26 protein-coding genes are annotated in these 25,195 nt (G+C 61.9%); 14 read left to right on the top strand and 12 right to left on the bottom strand.

What is annotated here, in order from left to right; all coding sequences use genetic code 11:
• Positions 1–29: 29 nt before the first annotated feature.
• Together BLJAPNOD_RS02685 and BLJAPNOD_RS02680 are read left to right on the top strand one after the other, a co-directional pair.
• On the top strand, positions 30–380 hold the full coding sequence (locus BLJAPNOD_RS02685; RefSeq protein ID WP_115418815.1) for a MarR family winged helix-turn-helix transcriptional regulator: 351 nt from the start codon (positions 30–32) through the stop codon (positions 378–380).
• 6 nt (positions 381–386) lie between these two features.
• A complete protein-coding gene (locus tag BLJAPNOD_RS02680; RefSeq protein WP_115418814.1) occupies positions 387–1,241 on the top strand; it encodes an NlpC/P60 family protein in 855 nt (284 codons plus the stop codon).
• 12 nt (positions 1,242–1,253) lie between these two features.
• Here the strand turns inward: BLJAPNOD_RS02680 and BLJAPNOD_RS02675 are convergent, their stop codons facing one another.
• From BLJAPNOD_RS02675 to BLJAPNOD_RS02655, 5 genes are all read right to left on the bottom strand, one after another.
• A complete protein-coding gene (locus tag BLJAPNOD_RS02675) occupies positions 1,254–2,213 on the bottom strand; it encodes a glyoxylate/hydroxypyruvate reductase A (protein ID WP_115418813.1) in 960 nt (319 codons plus the stop codon).
• 10 nt (positions 2,214–2,223) lie between these two features.
• Complete coding sequence (locus BLJAPNOD_RS02670) at positions 2,224–3,852, bottom strand: ABC transporter ATP-binding protein (protein WP_115421103.1); 1,629 nt, start codon at positions 3,850–3,852, stop codon at positions 2,224–2,226.
• Between the two features lie 8 nt (positions 3,853–3,860).
• Complete coding sequence (locus BLJAPNOD_RS02665) at positions 3,861–5,003, bottom strand: ABC transporter permease (protein WP_077499504.1); 1,143 nt, start codon at positions 5,001–5,003, stop codon at positions 3,861–3,863.
• A complete protein-coding gene (locus BLJAPNOD_RS02660; RefSeq protein WP_077499502.1) occupies positions 5,003–6,085 on the bottom strand; it encodes a microcin C ABC transporter permease YejB in 1,083 nt (360 codons plus the stop codon). The genes BLJAPNOD_RS02665 and BLJAPNOD_RS02660 overlap by 1 nt, the downstream gene beginning before the upstream one ends.
• A gap of 183 nt (positions 6,086–6,268) precedes the next feature.
• Positions 6,269–8,128, bottom strand: a complete 1,860-nt coding sequence (locus BLJAPNOD_RS02655) for an extracellular solute-binding protein (RefSeq protein WP_115418812.1) — start codon at positions 8,126–8,128, stop codon at positions 6,269–6,271.
• Positions 8,129–8,350: 222 nt separating this feature from the next.
• Here BLJAPNOD_RS02655 and mepA point away from each other — a divergent pair, with 222 nt between their 5' ends.
• The 6 genes from mepA (at position 8,351) to BLJAPNOD_RS02625 (ending at position 14,423) form a co-directional block, all read left to right on the top strand.
• A complete protein-coding gene (gene mepA / locus BLJAPNOD_RS02650) occupies positions 8,351–9,406 on the top strand; it encodes a penicillin-insensitive murein endopeptidase (protein WP_199565881.1) in 1,056 nt (351 codons plus the stop codon).
• A gap of 85 nt (positions 9,407–9,491) precedes the next feature.
• Positions 9,492–9,875: a methylglyoxal synthase gene (locus tag BLJAPNOD_RS02645; RefSeq protein ID WP_077499497.1), complete on the top strand. Its 384-nt coding sequence runs from the start codon at positions 9,492–9,494 to the stop codon at positions 9,873–9,875.
• 103 nt (positions 9,876–9,978) lie between these two features.
• Positions 9,979–10,998: a glucokinase gene (locus BLJAPNOD_RS02640; RefSeq protein WP_115421102.1), complete on the top strand. Its 1,020-nt coding sequence runs from the start codon at positions 9,979–9,981 to the stop codon at positions 10,996–10,998.
• 111 nt (positions 10,999–11,109) lie between these two features.
• Complete coding sequence (locus tag BLJAPNOD_RS02635; protein WP_077499495.1) at positions 11,110–12,912, top strand: ABC transporter ATP-binding protein; 1,803 nt, start codon at positions 11,110–11,112, stop codon at positions 12,910–12,912.
• Between the two features lie 25 nt (positions 12,913–12,937).
• Positions 12,938–13,756 carry a 4-hydroxy-tetrahydrodipicolinate reductase gene (gene dapB / locus BLJAPNOD_RS02630; protein ID WP_115418810.1) on the top strand — a complete coding sequence of 273 codons (819 nt, stop codon included), beginning with the start codon at positions 12,938–12,940 and terminating at the stop codon, positions 13,754–13,756.
• Between the two features lie 31 nt (positions 13,757–13,787).
• The gene (locus BLJAPNOD_RS02625; protein WP_077499491.1) at positions 13,788–14,423 is read left to right on the top strand and encodes a 2,3-bisphosphoglycerate-dependent phosphoglycerate mutase; all 636 of its coding nucleotides are present in this window, start codon (positions 13,788–13,790) and stop codon (positions 14,421–14,423) included.
• Positions 14,424–14,475: 52 nt separating this feature from the next.
• Here the strand turns inward: BLJAPNOD_RS02625 and BLJAPNOD_RS02620 are convergent, their stop codons facing one another.
• Together BLJAPNOD_RS02620 and BLJAPNOD_RS02615 are read right to left on the bottom strand one after the other, a co-directional pair.
• Positions 14,476–15,348, bottom strand: a complete 873-nt coding sequence (locus BLJAPNOD_RS02620) for a bifunctional helix-turn-helix domain-containing protein/methylated-DNA--[protein]-cysteine S-methyltransferase (protein ID WP_077499489.1) — start codon at positions 15,346–15,348, stop codon at positions 14,476–14,478.
• Positions 15,349–15,421: 73 nt separating this feature from the next.
• Positions 15,422–15,919, bottom strand: coding sequence for a DUF2244 domain-containing protein (locus tag BLJAPNOD_RS02615; RefSeq protein WP_115418809.1), 498 nt, complete (start codon positions 15,917–15,919; stop codon positions 15,422–15,424).
• A gap of 22 nt (positions 15,920–15,941) precedes the next feature.
• Here BLJAPNOD_RS02615 and nth point away from each other — a divergent pair, with 22 nt between their 5' ends.
• Positions 15,942–16,715 (top strand): endonuclease III, encoded by a 774-nt coding sequence (nth, locus tag BLJAPNOD_RS02610; protein ID WP_077499571.1) that lies wholly within the window; start codon positions 15,942–15,944, stop codon positions 16,713–16,715.
• A 42-nt stretch (positions 16,716–16,757) separates the two neighbouring features.
• On the opposite strand, the gene BLJAPNOD_RS02605 is transcribed toward nth, so the two are convergent.
• On the bottom strand, positions 16,758–17,351 hold the full coding sequence (locus BLJAPNOD_RS02605) for a TetR/AcrR family transcriptional regulator (protein WP_115418808.1): 594 nt from the start codon (positions 17,349–17,351) through the stop codon (positions 16,758–16,760).
• A 70-nt stretch (positions 17,352–17,421) separates the two neighbouring features.
• Here BLJAPNOD_RS02605 and BLJAPNOD_RS02600 point away from each other — a divergent pair, with 70 nt between their 5' ends.
• Positions 17,422–17,850 (top strand): VOC family protein, encoded by a 429-nt coding sequence (locus BLJAPNOD_RS02600; protein WP_115418807.1) that lies wholly within the window; start codon positions 17,422–17,424, stop codon positions 17,848–17,850.
• Positions 17,851–17,937: 87 nt separating this feature from the next.
• A complete protein-coding gene (locus BLJAPNOD_RS02595) occupies positions 17,938–18,930 on the top strand; it encodes an adenosine kinase (protein WP_115418806.1) in 993 nt (330 codons plus the stop codon).
• Between the two features lie 139 nt (positions 18,931–19,069).
• Here the strand turns inward: BLJAPNOD_RS02595 and BLJAPNOD_RS02590 are convergent, their stop codons facing one another.
• Positions 19,070–19,621, bottom strand: a complete 552-nt coding sequence (locus BLJAPNOD_RS02590) for an SH3 domain-containing protein (protein WP_115418805.1) — start codon at positions 19,619–19,621, stop codon at positions 19,070–19,072.
• A 177-nt stretch (positions 19,622–19,798) separates the two neighbouring features.
• On the opposite strand from BLJAPNOD_RS02590, the gene BLJAPNOD_RS02585 reads away from it, so the two are divergent.
• On the top strand, positions 19,799–20,803 hold the full coding sequence (locus BLJAPNOD_RS02585) for a D-glycerate dehydrogenase (protein ID WP_077499477.1): 1,005 nt from the start codon (positions 19,799–19,801) through the stop codon (positions 20,801–20,803).
• 11 nt (positions 20,804–20,814) lie between these two features.
• On the opposite strand, the gene BLJAPNOD_RS02580 is transcribed toward BLJAPNOD_RS02585, so the two are convergent.
• Genes BLJAPNOD_RS02580 through recF form a run of 3 tightly spaced genes read right to left on the bottom strand, consistent with a single transcriptional unit; the run spans position 20,815 to position 23,208 of the window.
• Entirely contained in the window at positions 20,815–21,282 is a 468-nt protein-coding gene (locus tag BLJAPNOD_RS02580; protein WP_115418804.1) for a GNAT family N-acetyltransferase, read from the bottom strand.
• A complete protein-coding gene (locus tag BLJAPNOD_RS02575; protein ID WP_115418803.1) occupies positions 21,282–22,055 on the bottom strand; it encodes a molybdopterin-synthase adenylyltransferase MoeB in 774 nt (257 codons plus the stop codon). Before BLJAPNOD_RS02575 ends, BLJAPNOD_RS02580 begins: the two co-directional genes overlap by 1 nt.
• 28 nt (positions 22,056–22,083) lie before the next feature.
• On the bottom strand, positions 22,084–23,208 hold the full coding sequence (gene recF / locus BLJAPNOD_RS02570) for a DNA replication/repair protein RecF (RefSeq protein WP_115418802.1): 1,125 nt from the start codon (positions 23,206–23,208) through the stop codon (positions 22,084–22,086).
• A gap of 299 nt (positions 23,209–23,507) precedes the next feature.
• Between recF and BLJAPNOD_RS02565 the strand changes: the two genes are divergently transcribed.
• Both BLJAPNOD_RS02565 and BLJAPNOD_RS02560 read left to right on the top strand, forming a co-directional pair.
• The gene (locus tag BLJAPNOD_RS02565; RefSeq protein WP_077499469.1) at positions 23,508–24,152 is read left to right on the top strand and encodes a DUF47 family protein; all 645 of its coding nucleotides are present in this window, start codon (positions 23,508–23,510) and stop codon (positions 24,150–24,152) included.
• Positions 24,152–25,156, top strand: coding sequence for an inorganic phosphate transporter (locus tag BLJAPNOD_RS02560; RefSeq protein ID WP_115418801.1), 1,005 nt, complete (start codon positions 24,152–24,154; stop codon positions 25,154–25,156). The genes BLJAPNOD_RS02565 and BLJAPNOD_RS02560 overlap by 1 nt, the downstream gene beginning before the upstream one ends.
• Positions 25,157–25,195 lie beyond the last annotated feature (39 nt).

Raw genomic sequence — 25,195 nt, 5'->3', positions numbered from 1 at the left:
TGGCGCATGCGGCCGTGCAGGAGTTGCCATTGCCGGTCGAGCTCACGCCCTCCCAGGCCCTTGGGCTCTGGCACACGGTTTCACTGGAGCAGGTTCGGGTCGACGGCCGCGACCTGACGCTGCGCCAGATGGCGATCTTGCTGCAGATCTATCTCGTGCCTCCGCCCCACACCGTTCGTGGCCTTGCGGCGACGCTTGGCGTCACCAAGCCGGTCATCACGCGCGCGCTCGATACCATGGGTGCCCTCGGCCTCGTCGATCGCGTCCGTGATGAGCGTGATCGACGCAACGTCGTCATCAAAAGGACAGTCGACGGTGCTCTTTATCTTGAAAAATTCGGCGATCTGATCATTGATCAGGGCCGCAAACAGCCTAAGTGAGTTGACATGTCGACACTTCCCGATCGCCGCCTGAATGCCTATCGAGCCGACCTCGCAGAAAACCGCCTTCGCGGTGTCGTCGACGCCGAGCGCTATGTGGAGGGAAGTGTCGCGCGCGTCTCCGTGCCGGTGACACCGCTCAGAGCAAAGCCCGATCTTGCCTGCGGCACCGATACCGAGCTGCTGCTCGGCGAATCCGTGCGCGTGCTCGATACCAACGAGAGTTGGTGCTGGGTGAAAGCCGATCTGGACGGTTATGTCGGCTATCTGCCGGAATATTGCCTTGCACCTGTCATCAAGAGCCCGACGCATGTCGTCTCGGCGCCGCGCACCTTCGTTTACTCCGGCCACGACCTGCGCTTTCCAACAGTCTACCCGCTGTCCATGGGCAGCCGCCTGACCGTCATAGATGAGCGTGAAACCCGTGGCACCCGTTATTTTCTGCTCGACGGCGGGCAGGCGGTGGTCGCCGACCATTGCATCGAGGTTGGCAACGTTCTGGCCGGCGATTATGTCTCCGTTGCTGCCCGCTTCGTCGAAACCCCCTATCTCTGGGGCGGTCGCTCCGGCTTCGGCATCGACTGCTCAGGCCTGGTGCAACTGTCGATGATGATGGTCGGCAAGCTTGCACCGCGCGATTCCGACATGCAGGCGGCTGGCTTGGGAACGCCGATTGCGCGTGAAGAGCTGAAGCGCGGTGACCTCGTCTTCTGGAAGGGACATGTCGCGTTGATGGAAGACGACGAAACGCTGATCCACGCCAATGGCCATACGATGACCGTTGCGCGCGAAGGCCTGGAAGCCTCGATCGAGCGCATCGGCTGGCTCTACGATCAGCCGACGGGCTATCGCCGCCCCTGATGATTCAACGGCTCAGTAGCCGGCTAATTTGTCGACGACGTGCTGCAGCGGTTGCCCGCTTTCGAGGCGGGCGATCTGCTGTTCGACGTGGCGGAACAGCGCCTTGACGTCCGAGGACGCGGCGACATGCGGCGTCACATAGACATTCGGCATCTGCCAGAAACGGCTGTCCGGCGAAAGCGGCTCCTGCTCGAAGACATCGAGGGAAGCCGCGTGGAGAATCCCCGCATCGAGTGAACTCAGGATATCGGCTTCGTTCTGGCTCCCGCCGCGGCCGCCGTTGATGAAGACCGCGGCGCCAAAGGGGCCGTTGCGACTCAGCTTGGCAAAAAGCCCGGCATTGAAGATGCCCTTGGTCTCAGGCGTCAGTGGCAGCAGGCCGACCAGGAAATCGGTGCGCGCCAGGAAGGCGTCCAGTTCGTCGCCGCCATAGGTCTCGATGCCATCGACCGCCTTCTTGCTGCGCGACCAGCCGATCACGTTGAAGCCCATGACCGAAAGCTTGCGGGCCGCATCCTGGCCGAGCACGCCCATGCCCATGATGCCGACGGTGACATCCGCCGCTTCAGGTTGGGAAAGTTCCTGCCATTCCCGCTTTTCGGCAAACGCTTCATAGGCCCGGTGCTGGCGCAGATGCATCAGGCACTGCATCACCACCCATTCGCTCATGCGGGTCGTCAGGCTGCGATCGACGAAACGAACAAGCGGCACCTCCGGCAACCCCGGCAACGTCAGCACATGGTCGACGCCGGCCCCGCCGGAGAAAACCACCTTGAGATCGGGCGCCCTGTCGAAGAGGTCCGGTGCCGATTTCCACACCACCGCATAGTCGATGCCGGCGAGGTCGCGATTGTCATGGATGGCGTCGGCGCGGTTGATCACCTCGCGATCCGGGAAGGCGCCCTTCAGGGCAACTTCCACCTCTTCCGGGATGAACTTCAGATCGACGATGACGGGGCTTTTGGCGGACATTGCGACAACTCTATTGGCGGATGGCGGTGAGGTTGACGGCTTCGAGGTTAAAGGCGGCGGCCATCAGGGCCTTGGTGTAATCCTCCTGCGGCGCATTGAAGATGCGTTCCGCCGGACCTTGCTCGACGACCTTGCCCATGCGCATGACGATCATCTCGTTGGCCAGTGCCCGCACCACCTTGAGGTCATGGCTGATGAAGAGATAGGCGAGATCGTGCTTTTGCTGCAGGTCTCGCAAGAGATCGACCACCTGCGCCTGAACGCTCATATCGAGCGCTGATGTCGGCTCGTCCAGCATCACAAATTTCGGCTTCAGCACCATCGCTCGCGCGATGGCGACGCGTTGGCGCTGGCCGCCGGAGAATTCGTGCGGATAGCGCCAGCGCGTGGCGGCATCAAGACCCACCTCCTCGAGTGCCGCGGCAACGCGGGCATCGCGCTCGTCGTCCGACAATGCTCGCTCGTGGATTTTCAGCCCCTCGGCGATGATGTCGGCAACAGACATGCGCGGGCTGAGCGAACCGTAGGGGTCCTGAAACACCACCTGCATCCGGTTTCGAAGCGGCCGCATTTCGCGGAAGCTGTAGGCGGCGATGTCCTTGCCGACAAAGGCAATCCGCCCCTTGGAAGAGATCAGCCGCGTCAGCGCCAGCCCCAATGTCGTCTTGCCCGAGCCCGATTCGCCGACGACACCGAGCGTCTGACCGGCGCGCAGTTTGAGGTCGATGCCATCGACCGCCTTCACATGGTCGACGACCTTGCGCAGGAACCCTGCCTTGATCGGAAACCACACCTTCACGTCATCAGCTTCCATGACGATCGGCTTGGAGGCGTCGGACGGTGGCGGGTTGCCCCGTGGCTCGGAGGCGAGCAGGTGGCGGGTATAGGCATGCTGCGGATTGGCAAAGATCTCGGCGGTCGGTCCGGTCTCGACGATCTTGCCCTTGGTCATCACGCAGACGCGGTCGGCGATCTTGCGCACGATGCCGAGGTCATGGGTGATAAAGAGCATCGACATGCCGTGTTCGTCCTTGAGTTTCTTGAGCAACTCAAGGATCTGCGCCTGCACGGTGACGTCGAGCGCCGTCGTCGGCTCGTCGGCAATCAACAGCTCCGGCCGGTTGGCAAGAGCCATGGCAATCATCACGCGCTGGCGCTGGCCGCCGGAAAGCTCGTGCGGATAGGCGCCAAGCCGCTTCTCCGGTTCGCGAATGCCGACCTGGTTCAGGAGTTCTAGAATGCGCGTGCGGGCGGCGACACCTTCGAGCCCCTGGTGCAGCTCGAGGATCTCGCCGATCTGCCGCTCGATCGGATGCAGCGGATTGAGCGACGTCATTGGCTCCTGGAAGATCATCGTGATGTCGTTGCCGCGCACCTGGCGCAACTCCGCATCGCTCGCTTTCAGGAGGTCCTTGCCGTTGAAGTGGATTTCGCCGCCCGGATGGCTGGCGGAAGGGTAGGGCAACAGCTTCAGGATCGAGTTGGCGGACACCGACTTGCCGGAGCCGGACTCGCCGACGAGCGCAACCGTTTCGCCGCGCTTGATGTCGAAGGAAATGCTGTCGACCGCAAGCGAGGTGTTGCCGCCCTGGTGGAAGGCGACCGACAGATCACGGACGGAGAGAATGGGGTCGGTCATCGTTGCGCTCACCGGAATGTCTTTCTCGGATCGAAGGCATCGCGGGTCGCTTCGCCGACGAAGATCAGCAGCGACAGCATCAACGACATCACGCAGAAGGCCGTCAGCCCGAGCCAGGGGGCCTGCAGGTTGGATTTGCCCTGCGCGATCATTTCGCCAAGGGAAGGTGAGCCAGGCGGCATGCCGAAGCCGAGGAAGTCGAGCGAGGTCAACGTAGTGATCGAGCCCGACAGGATGAACGGCAGGAAGGTGAGTGTTGCCACCATCGCATTCGGCAAGAGGTGGCGGTACATGATCGTGCCGTTGCCGACGCCAAGGGCGCGCGCCGCATTCACATATTCGAAATTGCGCGCCCGCAGGAACTCGGCGCGCACCACGCCGACGAAGCCGACCCACGAGAAGAGCAGCATGATGGCGAGCAGGATGAAGAAGCCCGGAGGCAGGATCGCGGCGATGATCAGGAGAATGTAGAGCACCGGCATCGACGACCAGATCTCGATGAAGCGCTGCATCAGGAGGTCGGTCCAACCGCCGAAATAGCCCTGCACCGCGCCGGCCGTCACGCCGATGATAGCCGAGGCGATGGTGAGAATCAGTCCGAACAGCACCGAGATGCGGAAGCCGTAGATCATGCGCGCCGTCACGTCGCGTGCCTGGTCGTCGGTGCCGAGCCAGTTGAGATTGCCGGCGATGCAGTTGCGGTCGGCCGAACCTTCCGGATAGGCCGAGCAACGCTCGTCCTTGCTCATCAGCCAGAAGGGTCTTGTCGGTGCCGAATGCGGAATGTTCGAGTTGACCGTCTGGTAGGAGTAACGGATCGGCGGCCAGACCATCCAGCCGTTGGCCTCGATCTCGTCGCGGATGAAATCCGAGCGGAAGTCTGTCTCGGCCAGGAAGCCGCCGAACTTCTCTTCCGGATAATCGACCACCGCGGGAAACAGGATCTCGCCCTTGTAGGAGGCGATGATCGGCCGGTCGTTGGCAATGAATTCGGCAAACATGCTGAGCACGAACAGCAGAAGGAAAATCCAGAGCGACCAGTAGCCGCGCCGGTTCGCCTTGAAATTCTGCCATCGCCGTTTGTTCACCGGTGATAGCCAGCCGCGCGGTGGAGCGGCAGCCTGTGCAGGGGCAGTGGTGACGGTGTTCATCACACGTCCCTCCGCTCGAAGTCGATACGCGGATCGACCCAGGTATAGATCAGGTCGGAGAGCAGGCTGACGACCAGTCCCATCAGCGAGAAGATGAACAGCGTCGCAAAGACGATCGGATAGTCGCGCTTGACGACGGAATCATAACCGAGCCGGCCGAGGCCATCGAGCGAGAAGATGTACTCGATCAACAGCGAACCGGTGAAGAAGGCCGAAATGAAGGCGCTCGGGAACCCGGCGATGATGATCAGCATCGCGTTGCGGAAGACGTGGCCGTAGAGCACCTGACGGTCGTTCAGACCCTTGGCGCGTGCCGTCGTGACATATTGCTTCTTGATCTCGTCGATGAACGAATTTTTGGTCAGCAGCGTCGTCGTTGCAAAAGCCGAAAGCAGGAGCGTGATCAGCGGCAGTGTCATATGCCAGAAATAGTCGAGGATCTTCTGCCACCAGGGCAACTGCCAGAAATTATCCGAGACGATGCCGCGCAGCGGAAACCAGTCGAGGAACGACCCGCCGGCAAAGACGACGATCAGGAGGATGCCGAAAAGGAAGCTCGGAACGGCATAGCCGACGATGATGATTCCGGATGTCCACACGTCGAAGGTCGATCCATCAGACACCGCCTTCTTGATGCCGAGCGGGATCGAAATCGCGTAGGAGAACAGGAGGATCCAAACTCCGAGCGAGATCGAGACCGGCATCTTCTCCTTGATGAGATCGATGACCGAGGTGTTGCGGAAGAAGCTCTCGCCGAAATCGAAGCGGATGTAATCCCACATCATCGTGCCGAAGCGTTCGAGCGGCGGCTTGTCGAAGCCGAACTGCTTTTCGAGCTTGGCGATGAATTCCGGGTCGAGCCCCTGGGCACCGCGGTACTGGCCGCCCTGTTCGCCACCGGCCTGCATCAGGTCGCCGCCGCTGCCGCTGAGGCGGTCCGAGCCGCCGGCGTTCGTCAGGTCGGAGATCACCTGTTCGACCGGTCCGCCCGGCGCAAACTGAATGACGGTGAAGGAAATCGCCATGATCCCAACGATCGTCGGGATCATCAAGAGCAGGCGACGCAGGATATAGGCACCCATCAGGCCAGCCTCTCGATCGACGTGTTGCCGGTGGCCCGGACCCGCGAAGCGTCGGCGTGCGCCCTATGGTGTCTCAATCCTCACGTCTCCTTGCGGCTCTCAGGCCCAAACCGGGCCTATATTCGTTTTCAGTGATTCGTTTTTCTGCATTTGGAATCGAGACGGCTTCGGAGCGCAAGGGCTTCATTTGGCTGTGGCGTTTTTCGACCACCAAGCGTCCGGGAAGCCGGTGCCGTAATAGGGCAACTCCTTAAGGTGGGCGAGGTGGTTCCAGTAGGCGACGCGGATCGCCTTGGAGTAGAACAGCGGCACGACATAGTGATGGGCGAGCAGGACGCGGTCGAGCGCCCGTGTCGTCGCTACCAGCTCTTCGCGGTTTGGTGCGAAGATTATCCTGCGGATCAACTCGTCGATCGCCGGATCGGCAATGCCGACATAGTTTCTCGATCCCGGCTGGTCGACCGAGCCCGAACCCCAGTAATCGATCTGTTCGTTGCCGGGCACCAGTGTTTGCGCCCAGATGCCGTAGATCATGTCATAGTCGAAGCTTCTGACGCGATTGGTGTATTGCGAATCGTCGACGGTGCGGATGCGGGCATCGATGCCAATCTTCTTGACGCTGTTGATGAACGGCGTGACCGTGCGCTCGAAGGACGGATTGGACAGAAGCAGCTCGAAGGAGAAGGGTTCGTCGGTCTTGGTGTTGACCAGGCGGTTGCCCTTGAGCTCGTAGCCCGCCTCCTTGAACAGGTCGAGCGCCTTGCGCAAGTTGGTGCGCACCTTCTGCGGGTCGCCATTGATGGGGTTGGTATAGGGCGTGGTGAAGACTTCGGGCGGAACCTTGTCCTTCAGTTCCTCCAGGATTTCCTTTTCACGGCCTTCGGGAAGGTTGGAGGAGGCAAGCTCGGTGCCCCAGAAATAGCTGTCGACGCGCTGATAGGCGTTATAGGCGAGATTGCGGTTCAGATCCTCGAAGTCGAAGGCGTAGTTCAGCGCCTCGCGCACCCGCTGATCCCTAAATTTCTCGCGGCGCATGTTCGGCACCAGTGCCTGCATGATCCCGGTTGCGCGCAATGGATTCTCGATCTCCTCGCGGATCACGCGGCCGTCCTTCATGGCCGGAAAGTCATAGGCTGTCGCCCAATGGCTTGCGCTACTGTCCTGGTAGAAATCGACATTGCCGGCGCGGAAGGCCTCGAACTGCACGTTCCTGTCGCCGAAGAACGCGTAGTTGATCGTGCGGAAATTGTGCTGCCCGACATTGACGTTGAGGTTCTTGCCCCAATAGTCGTCCCTGAGCTCGAAGCGGATCGAGCCGCCCGGCTGGAAAGAAGCGATCCTGTAGGGGCCGGAACCCATGACTGGCTCCAGCGTCGTGCGGGCGATATCACGCTTGTTGCCCTTGGCGTCCTGTCCTTCCCACCAATGCTTCGGAACGATCGGGAACTGACCGAGAATGTTCGGCAGTTCGTGGTTGTTCTTCTCGTCGAAGCGGAAGGTAACGTCGCGCTCGCCGGTCTTTTCCGCCGAAACCACATGGCGGTAATAGTTCGACAAGAGCGGATTGTGCTCCTTCACCATGTTGAGGGAATAGATGACATCCTCAGGCGTTACCGGCATGCCATCCGCCCACTTGGCCTCGGCGCGCAGGCGAAACGTGGCTGACGAGATATCGTCGGGATAGGAGACGCCCTCGGCAAGCAGGCCGTAAGCGGTGGTGATTTCATCCTCGGCGGATTTCAAGAGCGTATCGAAGACAAGGGAGGAAACGCCGGTCGCCGCTTCGCCTTTGGCGAGGATGGGGTTGAACGTGTCGAACGTGCCGGTCTCCGACAGCTGCAATTCTCCGCCTTTCGGGGCATCCGGATTGACGTAGTCGAAGCGGGCGAAGCCGTCCTTGTGTTTGGGCTCGCCGATCGACGACGTGCCATTGCGCCAGACCGGCTGTTCTTCAGCATGCGATGCAGGAGGAAGGAAAAGAAGCGCCGCTGTCAGAAACGACGCCGCCATGCCAGGTTTTACGGTCCTGCAGAAGTTTGGCATCCAGCCGGTACCCCTTATATTTCAACGTTCTTTTGCGAGAGAATAGGCGAAATCGGGCCAAATGACAGGCGCCGCCGCAAATCAGGCGAAATTTTTGCGTCACATCCCGGTGATCCGCAAGGCTGAGGCAAAGGCAGCACCTTAGGATCAGGGGATATCGGGCATCTCGCACCCACTGCCGGTGTGGTTCGCCGTTGGGGAATGAACGGAACGGAATTGGACATGGTTGCTGCAATACGACGCTGTGGCTCGGCGCTTATGGCGCTTTTGCTCGGAACGAGCGTCTTGATCGCCGATGTTGCCAGCGCAGAAGATACGCCGGCCAAGGCGCTCTTTGGCGCTAAATCACTGCCGGCGCAGATGGCGCCCTCGTCCTACGGTTTCTACGCGAAGGGTTGCCTTGCCGGCGGCGTGGCCATCCCGACGGATGGCCCGACCTGGCAGGCGATGCGGTTGTCGCGCAACCGTCGCTGGGGCCATCCCCAGATGATCGCGCTGATCGAACAGTTCTCCCACGATGCTGCCGAAAAGGTCGGCTGGCCCGGTCTGCTCCTCGGCGATATCTCGCAGCCGCGCGGCGGCCCGATGCTGTCCGGTCACGCCTCGCACCAGATCGGTCTCGATGCCGATATCTGGCTGACGCCGATGCCGCAAAGGACGCTGACGGGCCGCGAGCGCGAAGACATTTCCGCGACGTCCATGCTGCAGAAGAACAAGTTTCTGACCGTCGATCCGTCGATCTGGACGCCGTCACATGCGCGGTTGATCATGCTGGCGGCAAGCTACCCTCAGGTCGAGCGGGTCTTCGTCAATCCGGCCATCAAGAAGAAGCTCTGCGACACCTGGAACGGCGACCGTTCGGCGCTGGGCAAGGTCAGGCCGATCTACGGCCACGATTACCATTTCCACATCCGCATCAAGTGCCCCGAGGGGGCGTCGACCTGCAAGGACCAGGCGGCCGTTCCGGCCGGCGATGGCTGCGACAAGTCGCTGGCCTGGTGGTTTACCGATGAGCCCTGGGCAAAGCCGAAGAAAAAGCCTGGCGAAAAGCCGGTGAAGCCCCGTCTGACGACCATGGCCGACCTGCCGAAGGCGTGCACGTTGGTGCTGAACGGACCGTCACCGGCCTCCGAGCAGGATGCGACCTACGGCATGGCCTATCGTGCCGCGGCGCCAGCGCCTGCCGAGCAAGGCATCGAGCAGGTTATCGGCAATGCCGCAAGCGATTTGCCGCCATCGGACGTGCCGGTGCCGCTGCCGCGTCCGACGCTGCAATAGGCGTCCTGGCTTGCGGCTTTTCAATCCTGTTACGCTCATGTATACCGCGATCAAATCGATTTAAATTTGATCGCGGGGAGATGGCATGGCGGATCGGAAATGCGTGGCCCTGATCGCGCACGATCAGAAGAAGGACGACCTTGCCGCCTTTGCCAAGGCAAACGAAGCGGTGTTTGCGCAGTGGAAGATCGTCGCCACGGGCACGACAGGCGGCCGCGTTCTCGACATCTGCCCCGGTCTCGATATTACGCGCCTGAAAAGCGGTCCGCTCGGCGGCGATCAGCAGATCGGCGCTTTGATAGCAACCGGCGATATTGATCTTCTGATCTTCTTCGTCGATCCGCTGACGGCCATGCCGCATGATGTCGACGTCAAGGCGCTGATGCGACTTGCGATCGTCTATGACATCCCGATGGCGCTCAATCGCGCCACGGCCGAGCAGTTGATCGACTTCAACCACAACTGCTAATCATGCAGCAAGTTTAAGTGCTACAGCGTCCTTTGCGCGTCATTGACGCGCGGCGCTGCAGAGAATTCGAAACCTCACGGCGACGATCAGGATGGACAGTGCGATGCCAGGTGCGAGTGACAACAGCTTTTCCTTTCCGATCCTGATCGGCGATATCGGCGGCACCAATGCGCGCTTCGCCTTGCTGCTCGATGCCTTTGCCGAGCCGAAGCAACTGCCACCGATCAAGACAGGCGATTTCGAGACGATCGAGGAAGCGCTGCAGAAGAGTATCCTCGACAAGACGTCCGTCCAGCCGCGTTCGGCAATCCTCGCCGTTGCCGGTCCGATCAAGGGCGATGAGATCCCGCTGACCAATGCAGGCTGGGTGTTGCGCCCGAAGGACATGCTTAAAAGCCTTGGCCTTGAGGACGTCCTGATCATCAATGATTTCGAGGCGCAGGCACTGGCCGTTGCTGCTCCGGCTGCTGAAGATCTGGTGCAGATCGGCGGCGGCAGCGTCCGCCCTCTGACCTCCCGCGTCGTTCTCGGCCCAGGTACCGGGCTCGGGGTGGGCGGCCTGGTCTTTGCACAACACACCTGGTTTCCGGTTCCAGGCGAAGGCGGCCACGTCGATATCGGTCCGCGCACGGAGCGCGACTTCCAGATCTGGCCTTTCCTGGAGCCGATCGAAGGGCGCATGGCCGGCGAGCAGATCCTCTGCGGTCGCGGCATCATGAACCTCTATCGCGCCGTTTGCGCCGCCAATGGCGAAGAGTCGGTGATGAAGGATCCGGCCGAGGTCACGACAGGCGCGCTGTCCGGCAACGACGCTGCTGCCGTCGAGACCATCTCGTTGTTTTCGACCTATCTCGGCCGCGTGGCCGGCGACATGGCGCTGATCTTCATGGCCCGCGGCGGCGTCTTCCTGGCCGGAGGCATTTCGCAGAAGATTTTGCCGGCGCTGCAAAAACCGGAATTCCGCGCCGCCTTCGAAGACAAGGCGCCGCACTCCGCTCTGATGAGGACAATTCCGACCTTCGCGGTCATCCATCCGATGGCGGCACTTTCCGGTTTGGCGGCTTTCGCGCGCACGCCGAGAGACTTCGGTGTTGCAACAGAGGGACGGCGCTGGAGAAGCTGAAGCCGCCGGATCGCGCAAAGACTCGCCAAAGCCGCATCAAACCACTATAGAGCCCGGGAAAGGTTGCGTCGGCGTCCGACGCACCGCACAGGCTCAGGGAAGACAGGCTTTTTGAGCGCTAAAGATAAAAAACAGCATGCAGTCGATTCCGACACCATCACCGGAATCCTGAAGCGAGTCATTGCAGAAAACGGTCGCGATCACATCCGCGGCTATCTCTTTGCTATTGCCTGCCTGGCTGTCGTCGCCGCGACCACGGGCTTTACCGCCTCGATCATGGAGACCGTGATCAATGAGGCCTTTGCCAACAAGAACGCGAGCATCGTGTTGCTGGTCTGCGGCTCGATCTTTGGCGCTTTCGTGCTGCGCGGCTTTGCCACCTACGGCCAGGCCGTCGCCTTGTCGAAGATCGGCAACAATATCGTCGCAAGGTACCAGAAGCGGCTCTACGCGCATCTGATGGCGCTCAGCGTCGGCTATTTCAGCGAGCAACGATCGGCACAGCTTGCGGCCCAGATCAGCCAGAACGTCAGCGGCATCCGTGACGTGCTCAATCTGACGGTGACGTCGATCGCCCGCGATCTGTTGACCCTGGTCGGCCTGATCGGTGTCATGTTCGTCAAGGACTGGCTGCTGTCGATCATCGTGTTTGTGACGGCGCCGCCTTTGCTTTTGGGCCTGCGGTATGTCTCCAAGCGGCTGCGCTCTGCGACCCGCGAAGCCATCGATGTGAACAGCCGTGTCCTCGGCGCCATGCAGGAAACGATCCAGGGGATTTCCATCGTCAAGGCCTTCACGATGGAAGGCGAACTGCGCGGCAAGGTCGACGCGATCGTCGATCGCGCCGAAAATCGTGCCAACCGGATTGCTCGCCTGAGCGAACGCACGGCGCCGATGACCGAGACTTTTGCGGGCCTGGCCATTTCGAGCGTGCTTGCCTATTCCGCGTTTCGCGCAATCTACAACGATGTTCCGCCAGGTGCCTTCTTCGCTTTCGTCGTCGCCCTGCTGATGGCCTATGACCCGGCGCGGCGACTGGCCCGCCTTCAGGTGTCGCTGGAGCGCGCTGCGGTCAATGCCCGCATGGTCTACGAGATCCTCGATACCGTTCCGCATCAGCGCGACAAGCCGGGTGCAAAGCAACTCACCTTTGATGGCGCAACCGTCGAGCTGCGCGATGTGCGTTTCCGCTACGCCTATGGCGATGAAATCCTCAAGGGGGTCAGCTTCGTCGCCGAAGGTGGCAAGACCACTGCTCTCGTCGGCCCGTCCGGGGCCGGAAAGTCGACGGTTATCAGCCTCGTTCCACGGTTCTATGATCCGGCCTCCGGCCAGATCCTGATCGACGGACAGGACATAGCCGACGTGACCAAGCAGTCGCTGCGCAACGGCATCGCCTATGTCTCGCAGCAGCCTTACCTTTTCGAAGGCTCGATCCGCGACAACATCCGTTACGGCCGCCCGGATGCGACCGATGCGGAAATCGAGGAAGCCGCCCGTCTCGCCTATGCGCATGATTTCATTCTGACCCAACCGCAGGGTTATGACACTCCGGTCGGCGAGAACGGGGTGACGATGTCCGGCGGCCAGAGGCAGCGCCTGTCGATCGCCCGCGCACTCGTGCGCAATGCGCCGATCCTGCTGCTCGACGAGGCCACTTCAGCGCTCGACACCGAGTCTGAGGCGGCCGTACAAAAGGCGCTCGACGAGGCGATGCATGGACGCACGGTGATCGTCATCGCCCACCGGCTTTCGACGGTCGTCAATGCCGACAAGATCATCGTCATGAAGGATGGCCTTGTTGTCGAGGAGGGCACGCACAAGGATCTGTCAAACCGCCAGGACGGCCTCTACGCGCGCCTGCACAATCTCCAGGGCAAAGCCCCTGAGGCGTTGCTCGACCCCGAAATCTAATCATGAGCAGGAAGGAAAATCGCCGATGAGCACAACGGACATGAAGCTTGTGGTCGTCGGCGCGGCCGGCCGCATGGGCCAGACGCTGATCCGTATGGTTCATGGCATGGACGGCGTCCGCCTGCATGCGGCGGTGGAACGTCCGGGTTCGCCTTTCATCGGTCGTGACGCCGGCGAGATCGCCGGTCTCGGGCCGATCGGCATCGCGGTCGCCGACAAGCCGCTCGAAGCCTTCGTCGAAGCCGAAGGCGTGCTCGATTTCACCTCGCCCTCCGGCACTGTCGAATTTGCCGGCCTCGCCGCGCAGGCACGCATCGTGCATGTCATCGGCACCACCGGCTGTGGAGCGGACGACGACGCGAAGATCCGTGCCGCCGCACGTCATGCCCGCATCGTCAAATCGGGCAATATGAGCCTCGGCGTCAACCTTCTCGGCGTGCTGACGGAGAAGGCGGCGCGCGCTCTCGGGCCCGCTGCCTGGGACATCGAGATCCTCGAGATGCATCACAAGCACAAGGTGGACGCCCCTTCCGGGACAGCATTGCTTTTGGGCGAAGCGGCGGCGAAGGGGCGAGGCATCGCGCTTTCGGAACATTCCGTGCGTGTCCGCGACGGTCACACCGGCGCCCGCCCGCAAGGCACAATCGGCTTTGCGACGCTGCGTGGCGGTTCGGTGATCGGCGAACACTCGGTCATTCTTGCCGGTGAAGGCGAACAGGTGACCCTGTCTCACAGCGCCACCGACCGCTCGATCTTCGCACGCGGCGCCGTGACCGCTGCCCTTTGGGCGCGCGACCAGAAACCCGGCTTCTACTCCATGCTCGATGTTCTCGGGCTCGACTGACACCATCTCTATCATCTCAAGGGGAAATCATATGAGCGGCACCCTCGTCCTCGTCCGGCATGGCCAAAGCGACTGGAACCTGAAGAACCTGTTCACCGGCTGGCGTGATCCTGACCTGACTGAGCTTGGCGTCGAGGAAGCCAAGGCCGGCGGCCAGGCGCTTGCCGACTACGGCATCAAGTTCGACATCGCCTTCACCTCATCGCTGATCCGCGCCCAGCGCACGTGCCAGTTCGTGCTCGATGCCGTCGGCCAGCCGTCGCTGGAAACGATCCGCGATCAAGCGCTGAACGAGCGCGACTATGGCGATCTCTCCGGTCTCAACAAGGATGATGCGCGCGAAAAATGGGGCGAAGAGCAGGTGCATATCTGGCGCCGTTCCTACGACATTCCGCCGCCGGGCGGCGAAAGCCTGCGCGACACCGGCGCCCGCGTATGGCCCTATTACCTGACGGAAATTCTGCCGCGCGTGCTGGCCGGCGAGAAGGTTCTCGTCGCCGCGCACGGCAACTCGCTGCGTTCGCTGGTCATGGTTCTCGACCGTTTGACCAAGGAAGAAATTTTGAAGCTCAATCTCGCGACTGGCGTTCCGATGGTCTACATGCTCAACGCCAATTCGACGGTTGCTTCCAAGGAAGTGCTGGGCGATATGTCGGCCGCGCACTAAGCCGCGCCTGCGATGACAAATGAAAGGGGCGCCTGTCGCCCCTTTTTCGTTTTCAGGCTTTGCCTGCTTCCCATCCGAGGATCGCGCGCTTGCGCGTCAATCCCCAGTGATAGCCGGTGAGAGCGCCGCTCTTGCCGACCGCCCGGTGGCAGGGAACGACGAAGGAGATCGGGTTGGCGCCGACAGCCGCTCCGACTGCGCGTGAGGCGGTCGGCTGACCGATCTCGCCGGCGATGGTCGAATAGGTGGTGGCGCGCCCGAGCGGGATCTTCAACAGCGCCTGCCAGACCCGGATCTGGAAGTCAGTGCCGATCAGGAAGATGCGCAACGGCTGGTCGGAGCACCAGCGTTCCGGGTCGAAAATGCGGGCGGCATATTGCGCCGTCGCCGCACTGTCCTCGACGTAAGCGGCGTTCGGCCAGCGATGCGCCATGTCCTCGAAACTCTCCTGCTCACCGCCGCCATCGGCAAAGGCAAGGCCGGCCAGGCCGCGGTCGGTGATCATCACCAGCGCCGTGCCAAAGGGCGAGGGGTGGTAGCCATAACGGATGGTCAGGCCGGCGCCGCGCGCCTTCCACTCGCCCGGCGACATCGCTTCATGGGTCACGAAGAGATCGTGCAGCCGGCTCGGGCCGGATAGCCCGACCTCGATGCTGGTCTCCAACAGCGGCATGTCTTCCTGGCGCAACAGCCGCTTGGCGTGGTCGAGGGTGACTGCCTGCAGGAAAGCCTTCGGCGACAGCCCGGCCCAACGGGTAAAGACCTTCTGCAATTGCGTCGGCGATTGTTTGAGCCTGCGGGCGATTGCGTCGAGCGAAGGCTGTTCGCGATACTCTTCGGTGAGCATCTCGATCACATTTCTCACCGTGTCGTAATCGGTGCCATCAGGCGTGATGTCGGCGGGGAGGGTTGTCGCTATGTTCATCGGTCATCTCCTGTCTTGACACAGGTAATCATGCTGGCAGTGCCGTTGCCACCCGAAACTTGTTGGCGCTGCGTCAGCGGCGACGCACGGTGGCAAGCGCCCCGGAAAACGCTGTGGCGAAGGTTTCACGGTCGTCGCGGTTGAGGAAGGACCCGATGTCCGTCCGGTTGCCGCCGTCACTGACACTCATCGAGACGATGCCGATCTCCTGGTGTCGCGCAATCTTGAAGCGCGCCCAGAACGGATTGAAGCGATGCTCGGTCATCCGGCCCGATGGCGCGAACTTGCGCACCGAAACGTCGGTGCGTGAAACGCGCACTTCTTCGCGAGCACGCGCCGAGCGGTAGTTCAGCCAGAAAGCGCCAAACAGAAGCGCGAAATCCAGCCCGAAGAAGAACACGATCGGCCAGGCGCCGATCACCATGAACACGACCGCATGCACCAGGCTGAGCAGCCCGGCGATCAGGAAAAACACCTTGAACCCCTTGAAGCCGAGCGAACGGTAAGGGGTCAGTTCGGCGCTGAACACCGGCTCTTCGCCGGCAAACTTCTCGTCGTTGCCATCAGTCATGACCATTGACTATAGATGCATCATGAAAAACGTGAAGCCAAAATTGCCGGGCAAACCTGCGAAAAAGAAGCCGCCGTCGAGCCGCCGCACTCCGCGAACGACGGGCCTCTACAGCCGTGAGGAAATCTCCGAGATTTTCCGGCGCTTTTCGATCCAGCGGCCGGAGCCGAAGGGGGAGCTGGAGCACGTCAATCCTTTCACTCTGGTGGTGGCCGTCGCCCTGTCGGCGCAGGCGACGGACGCCGGCGTCAACCGGGCGACGCGCGCGCTCTTCGCCATTGCCGACACGCCGGAAAAGATGCTGGCGCTCGGTGAGGAAAAGGTCCGCGATCACATCAAGACCATCGGGCTTTTCCGCAACAAGGCGAGGAACGTCATCGCGCTCAGCGAAAAGCTGATCACCGATTTCGGCGGCGAGGTGCCGCACACGCGCGAAGAACTGGTGACGTTGCCGGGCGTGGGACGAAAGACCGCCAATGTCGTGCTATCCATGGCCTTCGGCCAGGCGACTATCGCCGTCGACACCCACATCCTGCGCATCGCCAACCGGCTCTGTCTGGCGCCGGGCAAGACCCCGGACGAGGTCGAGGCAAAGCTCTCGCGCATCATTCCCGACGAATATCTCTACCACGCGCACCACTGGCTGATCCTGCATGGCCGCTATTGCTGCAAGGCGCGCAAACCGGAATGCGAGCGCTGCGTTATTGCCGATATCTGCAAGTCACCGGAAAAGACCTGCGATATCCCGGCACCGCTCGTCGAGTTGCCGCAACAGGTTCTTCCGGTGGCTGGCTGATCTGCTCCGTGTGACTGAGTGCGCCATCGGCCCTAGGCGGGTTCAGGCGGAAATCAGTCCGTCGATCAGGTGGCTGATCGCTTCAACGTAGAGGTTCGTCGGAGCGCCTTCGGCAATCTCCAATGCCGCACGATCAAAAGCCGCCGACAGGAGTGTTGCTGTTGCAGCCAATGCGTCCCGGTCAACGACCTTCGGGGCCATTGCTTCCGCCAGACCGTCTTCCAGCGTCCTCTGGGCATTGGCCGCATCGATTGCAGCCATTTCGCGGGTGCCGAGCACGGCCGGGCCGTCGAGGAGCAGAATGCGGATCCGGCCTGGTTCTGCCATGGCGTCAAAGAACGCTCTTGCGCCTGTTATCAGCGCCTCGCGCGGCGTCAGGTCATCGATGGTCGCCCTCTCGATCCTTGCCGCTACCGCACCGGCCTCCCGCTCGGCAACAGCGCGAAAGAGCGCCTTCTTATCCACGAAATGATGGTAGAGCGCCCCACGCGTCATGCCGGCGGCTGCCACGATGTCGGGCGTTGATGTCTCCGCATATCCTCGCTCGACGAAGAGACCATGGGCCGCATCGAGTATGGCGCCGCGGGTCGTGTCGGAGCGCTCGCGGTTGGAGCGGCGGGGCGATTCCGTTTGCATACATTCAGCCTGTATGTTAATTCGATAAATACATGCAGATTGTATGATAATGCGAACCCGAGGAAAAGCCATGAAATCGACGAGCTACTATCCTGTCATCATGACGTCGGACGTTGCGACAACCGCGGACTTCTACGTCACCAATTTTCGCTTCCAGGCGCTGTTTACCAGCGATTGGTACGTCCATCTGCAGTCGACCGAATCCGAGACGGTCAACTTGGCTGTTCTCGATTATCGCCATGAAACGATCCCGGAAGAGGGTCGCGCACCCGTCCGCGGACTGCTCCTCAACTTCGAGGTCGAGGATCCCGATGCGGTCTATGCCGATTGCCAGGCAGCCGGCCTGCCGATCTTGAAGGCGATTTGCGACGAGGATTTCGGCCAGCGCCATTTCATCACCGCCGATCCCAACGGCGTCCTGATCGACGTCATCAAACCGATCCCACCGAGTGCCGAGTTTGCTGCCGCGTATGACGCAAGCGCGCTTCCGGCGGAATGATCGCGGCAAGCGCGTGTTTTGTCTTCCAAATGGCTGGAAAACCGCTATTAACGAACACCGGCCATTAGGGAAACTTGGACGGAGTTCATGACAAAATACGACGTGCTGACGATCGGCAATGCGATCGTGGATATCATTGCGCGCTGCGATGACGGCTTTCTGAGCGAAAACGGCATCATCAAGGGCGCGATGAACCTCATCGATGCCGACCGGGCGGAGCTGTTGTACTCGCGCATGGGCCCTGCCGTCGAAGCCTCCGGCGGCAGCGCCGGCAACACCGCGGCCGGCGTCGCCAGCCTTGGCGGACGCGCTGCCTATTTCGGCAAGACGACCAACGACCAGCTCGGCGAGATCTTTGCCCACGACATTCGCGCCCAGGGCGTCTATTTCCAGACAAAGCCGCTCGAAACCGTGCCTCCGACAGCGCGCTCGATGATCTTCGTCACCGAGGACGGTGAGCGCTCGATGAACACCTATCTCGGCGCCTGCGTCGAGCTCGGCCCGGAGGACGTGGAAGCCGACGTCGTCGCCGAAGCCAAGGTCACTTACTTCGAAGGCTACCTCTGGGATCCGCCGCGCGCCAAGGATGCCATCCGCGAGGCCGCCAAGATCGCCCATGCAAACGGTCGCGAAACCGCCATGACGCTGTCGGACAGTTTCTGCGTCCATCGCTACCGCGACGAGTTTCTCGAGCTGATGCGCTCCGGCACGGTCGATATCGTTTTTGCCAACAAGCAGGAAGCGCTCGCACTTTACGAGACCGAGGACTTCGATCTGGCGCTGGAAAAGCTGTCGAAGGATTGCAAGCTCGCAGCCGTCACCTTGAGCGAGGAAGGCTCCGTCGTCGTGCGCGGCGCAGAACGCGTGCGCGTCGGTGCGACGCCGCTTGCGCAGGTCGTCGACACAACAGGTGCCGGCGATCTTTACGCGGCCGGCTTTCTCCACGGATATACGACCGGTCGGTCGCTCGAGGATTGCAGCAAGCTCGGCAATCTCGCAGCCGGTATCGTCATCGGCCAGATCGGCCCGCGGCCGATGGTCTCGCTTGCGGCGGCCGCCAAACAGGCCGAGCTCGCCTGAGGCGAGCTACAGCGCGCGCCAAACTTGACGCGCCAAGGGCGCTATCGCGCTTCAAGACTTACGGCATGATTCCTTAAATCGAACCCGATCTGAGGAATCATGCCGTAACCTTTTCAACCCTGTCGAAAGAGGCGAGCCTTTACTTGAAGGCTTCGCCCGGATAGGCGCCCCAGATCTCGCTCTGGACGATCCAGCCGTCGACGCCCTGGGTCTCGATGTGGCACCAGTCGCCGTTGCATTCACCCACACGGATGACGACACCAGGCTCCATGCGCGCGACGATCGACGCCGTGCTCTGTGGTTCGCGGCGCAGGTTGACGAACACGCCTTCACCCTTGCCGCGCATCCATGGTGCGGTGACGGCGGTGCGGTCGCCCGACAGAAGCGCCTGGTTCACCCAGCCTTCGGTACCGTCGGCATCGCGGATGCGGCGCCAGTTGTCGTATTCCTGGATGATTTCCACCGGTACGCCTGGTCTGAGGTAACGGAACGCCACCGCATAGTCGACGCTTGGGCCGATGCGCAGATTGACGCTCTTGGCCTTGAGGCTGACGAATCGCGGCAGCGGCAACCCGCTGGCTCCCTTGGCGGCCTGGGCATGGGCGCCCGAAGCCGTGATGACCGCGCCGATGAGGGCGGCGATCAACGCGAACGAGAGTTTGGAAATGACGTGACGCATGACGAAGCTCATTTTCCGTGGCAACTTGCAGGCGCAGTTCACCCAGGGCGCTTGGCTGGGGCGTAAATCGCGGGGACGACGCAGCGAGTTTTGTTTGTCTTCCCGACCGGGTCTGGTAGAAATTGCGGCTACAGGGAGAAAGTATCACCCAACTTGGTTAAGGACCCGTCAACGAGGCCCATCGCAGCAATGACAAGCAAGAAGAAGCCCAAGGTCTACATCACCCGGAAACTGCCGGATATCGTCGAAACCCGCATGCGCGAGCTGTTCGACGCCGAGCTCAACATCGACGATACGCCGCGCAGTCAGCCGGAGCTTGTGGCGGCGGTAAAGCGCGCCGACGTGCTTGTGCCGACCGTGACCGACCGTATCGATGCGGCGCTGATCGAGCAGGCCGGACCGCAACTGAAGCTGATCGCGAGCTTCTCCAACGGTGTCGACAACATCGATGTCGATGCTGCCGCCCGCAAGGGCATCACCGTCACCAATACGCCGAACGTCCTGACCGAGGATACCGCCGACATGGCGATGGCGCTGATTCTCGCCGTTCCGCGCCGCCTTGCCGAAGGTGCGCAGATCCTGACCGATCGCAAGGGCGAATGGGCCGGCTGGTCGCCGACCTGGATGCTCGGCCGCCGCATTGCCGGCAAGCGCATCGGCATCGTCGGCATGGGCCGGATCGGCACCGCAGTCGCGCGCCGCGCCAAGGCCTTCGGCCTGTCGATCCACTATCACAACCGTCACCGGGTCAAGGTCGAGACCGAGGAAATGCTGGAAGCGACCTATTGGGACAGCCTCGACCAGATGCTGGCCCGCGTCGACATCGTCTCGGTCAATTGCCCCTCGACTCCGGCCACCTATCACCTGCTCTCGGCCCGTCGCCTGGCGCTGATGCGCCCGGAAAGCTATATCGTCAACACCGCCCGCGGCGGCATCATCGACGAGACCGCGCTGATCAAGTGCCTGCGCGAAGGCAAGATCGCCGGCGCCGGCCTCGACGTCTTCGAGAACGAGCCTGCGGTCAATCCCAAGCTCATCAAGCTTGCAGGCGAAGGCAAGGTGGTGCTGCTGCCGCATATGAGTTCGGCGACGCTCGAAGGCCGCATCGACATGGGCGACAAGGTGGTGATCAACATCCGCACCTTCTTCGACGGCCATCGGCCACCGGACCGGGTGCTGCCTGGGCGCGATTGATCAGCGACGGATCAAAGCGTCTTGCGCATCTCGATTGTGGTGGGTCGGGTAAAGCCCGGATGCGCCGTCCTGCCGGTTTCGACGAAGCCCCAGGCCGCAAACGTCCTGTGGTTTTCGGTGAGTTCGATCCGCGTCTGCAGTCTCAGGGCGGATAGGTTGCGATTGCGTGCCGTGTCTTCGGCGCCTGCAAGCAACAGCCGCCCAACGCCTTTGCCCCGATAGCCCTCAGCGACCGCAAGCTTGCCGATATAGAGGCAGTCGATCTCCGGCTTGCAGAAGATGCAGCCGGCCAATGCGGGTCCATCGAGGGCGATCAAGCCGATTTCTGCCGAAGCCTTCTGCTTCAAGCCTTCGATCGTCAGCGCATGGGCCGAGGACGGCGGGTCGATGCGCCCATCCATATAGGCAAAGGCGTTGAGAATCAGGGCCAGCAATTCTTCGTAGCGATTGAAGGCCGCGTCTATCCGGATGATGTGCATCAGTCCGCCTTGACGGTCTTGCGCCTGCGATAACGGATGGTGCTGAACTGCGCCGACAGCGCATCATACATCAACAGCCGGCCGACCAGCGGCTTGCCGATGCCGGCGATGACCTTGATGGCTTCCATAGCCTGCAATGTTCCGATGACGCCGGTGAGGGCACCGATGATTCCGGCCTCGGCGCAGGAGGGCACAACGCCCGCAGGCGGCTTCTCGGGAAAGAGATCGCGGTAGGATGGGTTCGGCTCGCCATCTTTGCCCGTGCGATAGGGCATCAACACGGTGAGCGACCCATCGAAACGGCCGACTGCGCCGGTGACGAGCGGTATGCCGATGGCGGCCGCCGTATCGGCGGCGAGATAGCGCGTGTCGAAATTGTCCGAGCCGTCGACCACCAGATCATATTGGCGAAACAGCGTTTCGGCGTTGTCGGCGGCGAGGCGAAACGCATGCGTTTCGACTGTCACATGCGGATTGAGTGCGCCGATTGCCGCCTCGGCACTGTCGACCTTTGCCTGGCCGATATCCGCAGTTTGGTGGATCACCTGCCGCTGCAGGTTCGACAGCGACACCACGTCGTCGTCGACGATGCCGAGCGTGCCGATGCCGGCGGCGGCCAGGTACTGCAGCACGGGAGCGCCGAGGCCGCCAGCACCGATGACGAGGACGCGCGTGGCCTTCAGCTTCTGCTGTCCCGCACCGCCCAGTTCCGGAAGGATGATGTGGCGCGCATAACGGGCGATTTCCGATGGGTTGAGGCTGGTGTTGGTCATGAACGGACACTTTCCATGATCGGCTCCATCATCCCGAAACGTTCCCATGCTCCACGGTCAGGAACCGGCCGCGCTCGCCGAGCGCGTCGAACATCGCACGGTCCGTCCCGGTCATGAAGGCCTGACCGCCCAGCCCGTCGACGAGATCGAAAAGGGCGGCGCGGCGGCCCATGTCGAGATGCGCGGCGATCTCGTCGAGCAGCAGTATGGGGGCGTGGCCGGTCATGTCGCCGACCAGGCGCGCATGGGCAAGCACCAGGCCGACGAGCAGTGCCTTCTGTTCGCCGGTCGAGCAGCGCTCGGCCTCCATGTCCTTTTCGCGGTGACGGATCAACAGGTCGCTGCGGTGCGGTCCGTCCAGCGTCCGGCCGGCGGCTGCATCGCGCGGCCGGCCTTCGCGCAGCATGGTCAGATATTGTTCTTCAAGGTCGAAGGCCGGCCTGTGGCCCTCATTGTCGAAGAAACCAGAGAGCGCCAGACGAGCGGACGGAAAGACACTGTCGCCGGTGTTTCGTTCGACCAGTGCCGTCAGCAGTCCCAGCATTTCCTGCCGCGCCAGGGCCATCGACACGCCGAGCCCGGCCATTTCCTTTTCGATGGCGGTCAGCCAGGCAGGATCCGGGCGAAATTCGCTGAGGAGCCGGTTGCGGCTGCGCATGGCGCGGTCAAATTCGCTGGCGCGCCGGCCGTGTTCCGGGTCGAGCGAAAGCACCAGCCGGTCAAGGAAGCGGCGTCGATCGGCCGATGGCCCGGTAAAGAGCCCGTCCATTGCCGGCGTCAGCCACAGCACCCGCAGATGATCGGTCAGTTCGTCGACTGCACTGGCCGTGGTGCCGTTCAGCCGCAGCCGTCGCGATTGCCCCTCACTGGTCCCAGCCGTGCCGGTGCCGATCTCGACCGGGCCTTCCATGCCCACCACTTCGGCAAAGACCGAGAAGCCGTCGCTGGCGCCGACGCGGGCGACATCGGCATATGCCGCACGCCTGAGCCCGCGACCGGGCGACAGGAACGACACCGCTTCCATCAGGTTGGTTTTTCCGGCGCCGTTCTCGCCCGTCAGCACGATGTGCCGCTGGTCGAGCGTCAGCGACAGCGCCGCATAATTGCGGAACTCGCTCAGCTTCAGGCGATTGAGGAAGACCTTCTGTGGCATTTCGGGTCCGGATTCGACGTCGGCGCCCGTAACTGCGCGTCGGAAAGGACGCGCATGGACGCTGAAACACTTTAAACGCGCTGCGTAATTCTTGGCCTAAACCGATGCCGATTTAAGAAACCATGCAGTAGGACGAAAGCGCCCGCCAAGGCAAGACGAAAGGCGGCCTCAGCCATTCCAGGCAAAAATGCGCGATAACGGCGGGGAAAGCCTTACGATCCCTGCGTTTCAGCGCTTTTCTTGATGGCTTGCGTACAATATGACAGCCGCATGACAATCCACGAACGGATATATGTGTGATGCTGGCTTGGTTCCGCAAACTCCTTCCCCGCGAAGACCGCTTCTTTGATCTCTTCGCCCACCATTCGCGCACCGTCGTCGGTGCCGCCGAAGCGCTCGAAAAGCTTCTGGCCGGCGGTAACGACCTTGAAAAGCACTGCGACCGCATCGTCGCGCTTGAAGACGAGGCTGATAACATCACCCGCGACGTGCTTCTCGCCGTCCGTCGCTCCTTCATCACGCCGTTCGATCGCGGCGACATCAAGGATCTCATCCAGTCGATGGACGATGCCATCGACATGATGCACAAGACGGTCAAGACCATCCGGCTGTTCGAACAGAAGACCTTCGATCCGGGCATGCAGGAAATGGGCACCATCGTCGTCCAGGCGGCGCACCTGATTGCCGAGGCCATTCCGTTGCTCGATCGCATCGGCGTCAACCACGGCCGGCTCATTGCCATTGCCGAAGAGATCACGCGCATCGAAGGCCGGTCCGACGAGTTGCATGACCAGGGCCTGAAGGATCTCTTTCGCCGGCACGGCGCCAACAATGCGATGGCTTACATCATCGGCAGCGAGATCTATGGCGAGCTCGAGAAGGTCGTCGACCGCTTCGAGGATGTCGCCAACGAGATCAGCGGCATCGTGATCGAGAACGTCTGATGGACGCGACGCTCGCCCTGCCGCTGCTGGTCGCGCTGATCGCGATCGCGTTGTTCTTCGACTTTCTCAACGGGCTGCATGACGCCGCCAACTCGATCGCGACGATCGTTTCGACCCGGGTGCTCAGGCCGCAATACGCCGTCATGTGGGCGGCGTTCTTCAATTTCATCGCTTTCCTGTTCTTCGGGCTGCATGTGGCCGAGACGCTCGGGAAGGGCATCATCGATCCCAGCATCGTCACGCCGCTGGTGATCTTCGCGGCGCTGATGGGCGCGATCTTCTGGAACATTGCGACCTGGATCTTTGGCATCCCGTCGAGCTCGTCGCATGCGCTGATCGGTGGTCTCGTCGGCGCCGGCCTGGCCCGCACCGGCGGCGACGCCATCGTCTGGACCGGTCTTCTCAAGACCGTTGGCGCCATCTTCATGTCGCCGATGATCGGCTTCTTCCTGGCGCTGATGTTGATCCTCATCGTTTCCTGGATATTCGTGCGCCAGACGCCATTTGCGGTCGACCGCAAGTTCCGGGTGATGCAGTTCATCTCGGCCTCGCTCTACTCGCTCGGCCATGGCGGCAACGACGCGCAGAAGACCATGGGCATCATCGCCGTGCTCCTGTTCTCGCAGGGCTATCTCGGTTCAGAGTTCTACGTGCCGTTCTGGGTGGTGATCACCTGCCAGGCGGCTATCGCGCTCGGCACGCTGTTTGGCGGCTGGCGCATCGTGCACACGATGGGCTCGAAGATTACCAAGCTCAACCCGATGCAGGGCTTCTGCGCCGAAACCGGTGGCGCCATCACGCTGTTTGCCGCCACCTGGCTCGGTATTCCCGTCTCCACCACCCACACCATCACCGGTGCCATCATCGGCGTGGGGGCTGCCAAGCGCGTATCTGCGGTGCGCTGGGGCCTTGCCGGCAACATCGTCATCGCCTGGTTCGTGACCATGCCGGCCGCTGCGGCGATCTCGGCGCTCACCTACTTCGCCGTCGACCTGTTTCTGTGATCCGATCCGCCTCCGGCATATTGCCGGGGGCGGCTTTCG

It is taken from the genome of Ensifer sp. M14 (assembly GCF_003355565.1).
GTDB lineage: Bacteria > Pseudomonadota > Alphaproteobacteria > Rhizobiales > Rhizobiaceae > Ensifer.
The sequence above is the reverse complement of the archived record's forward strand: the minus strand, read 5'-3'. Positions and strand labels throughout refer to the sequence as shown.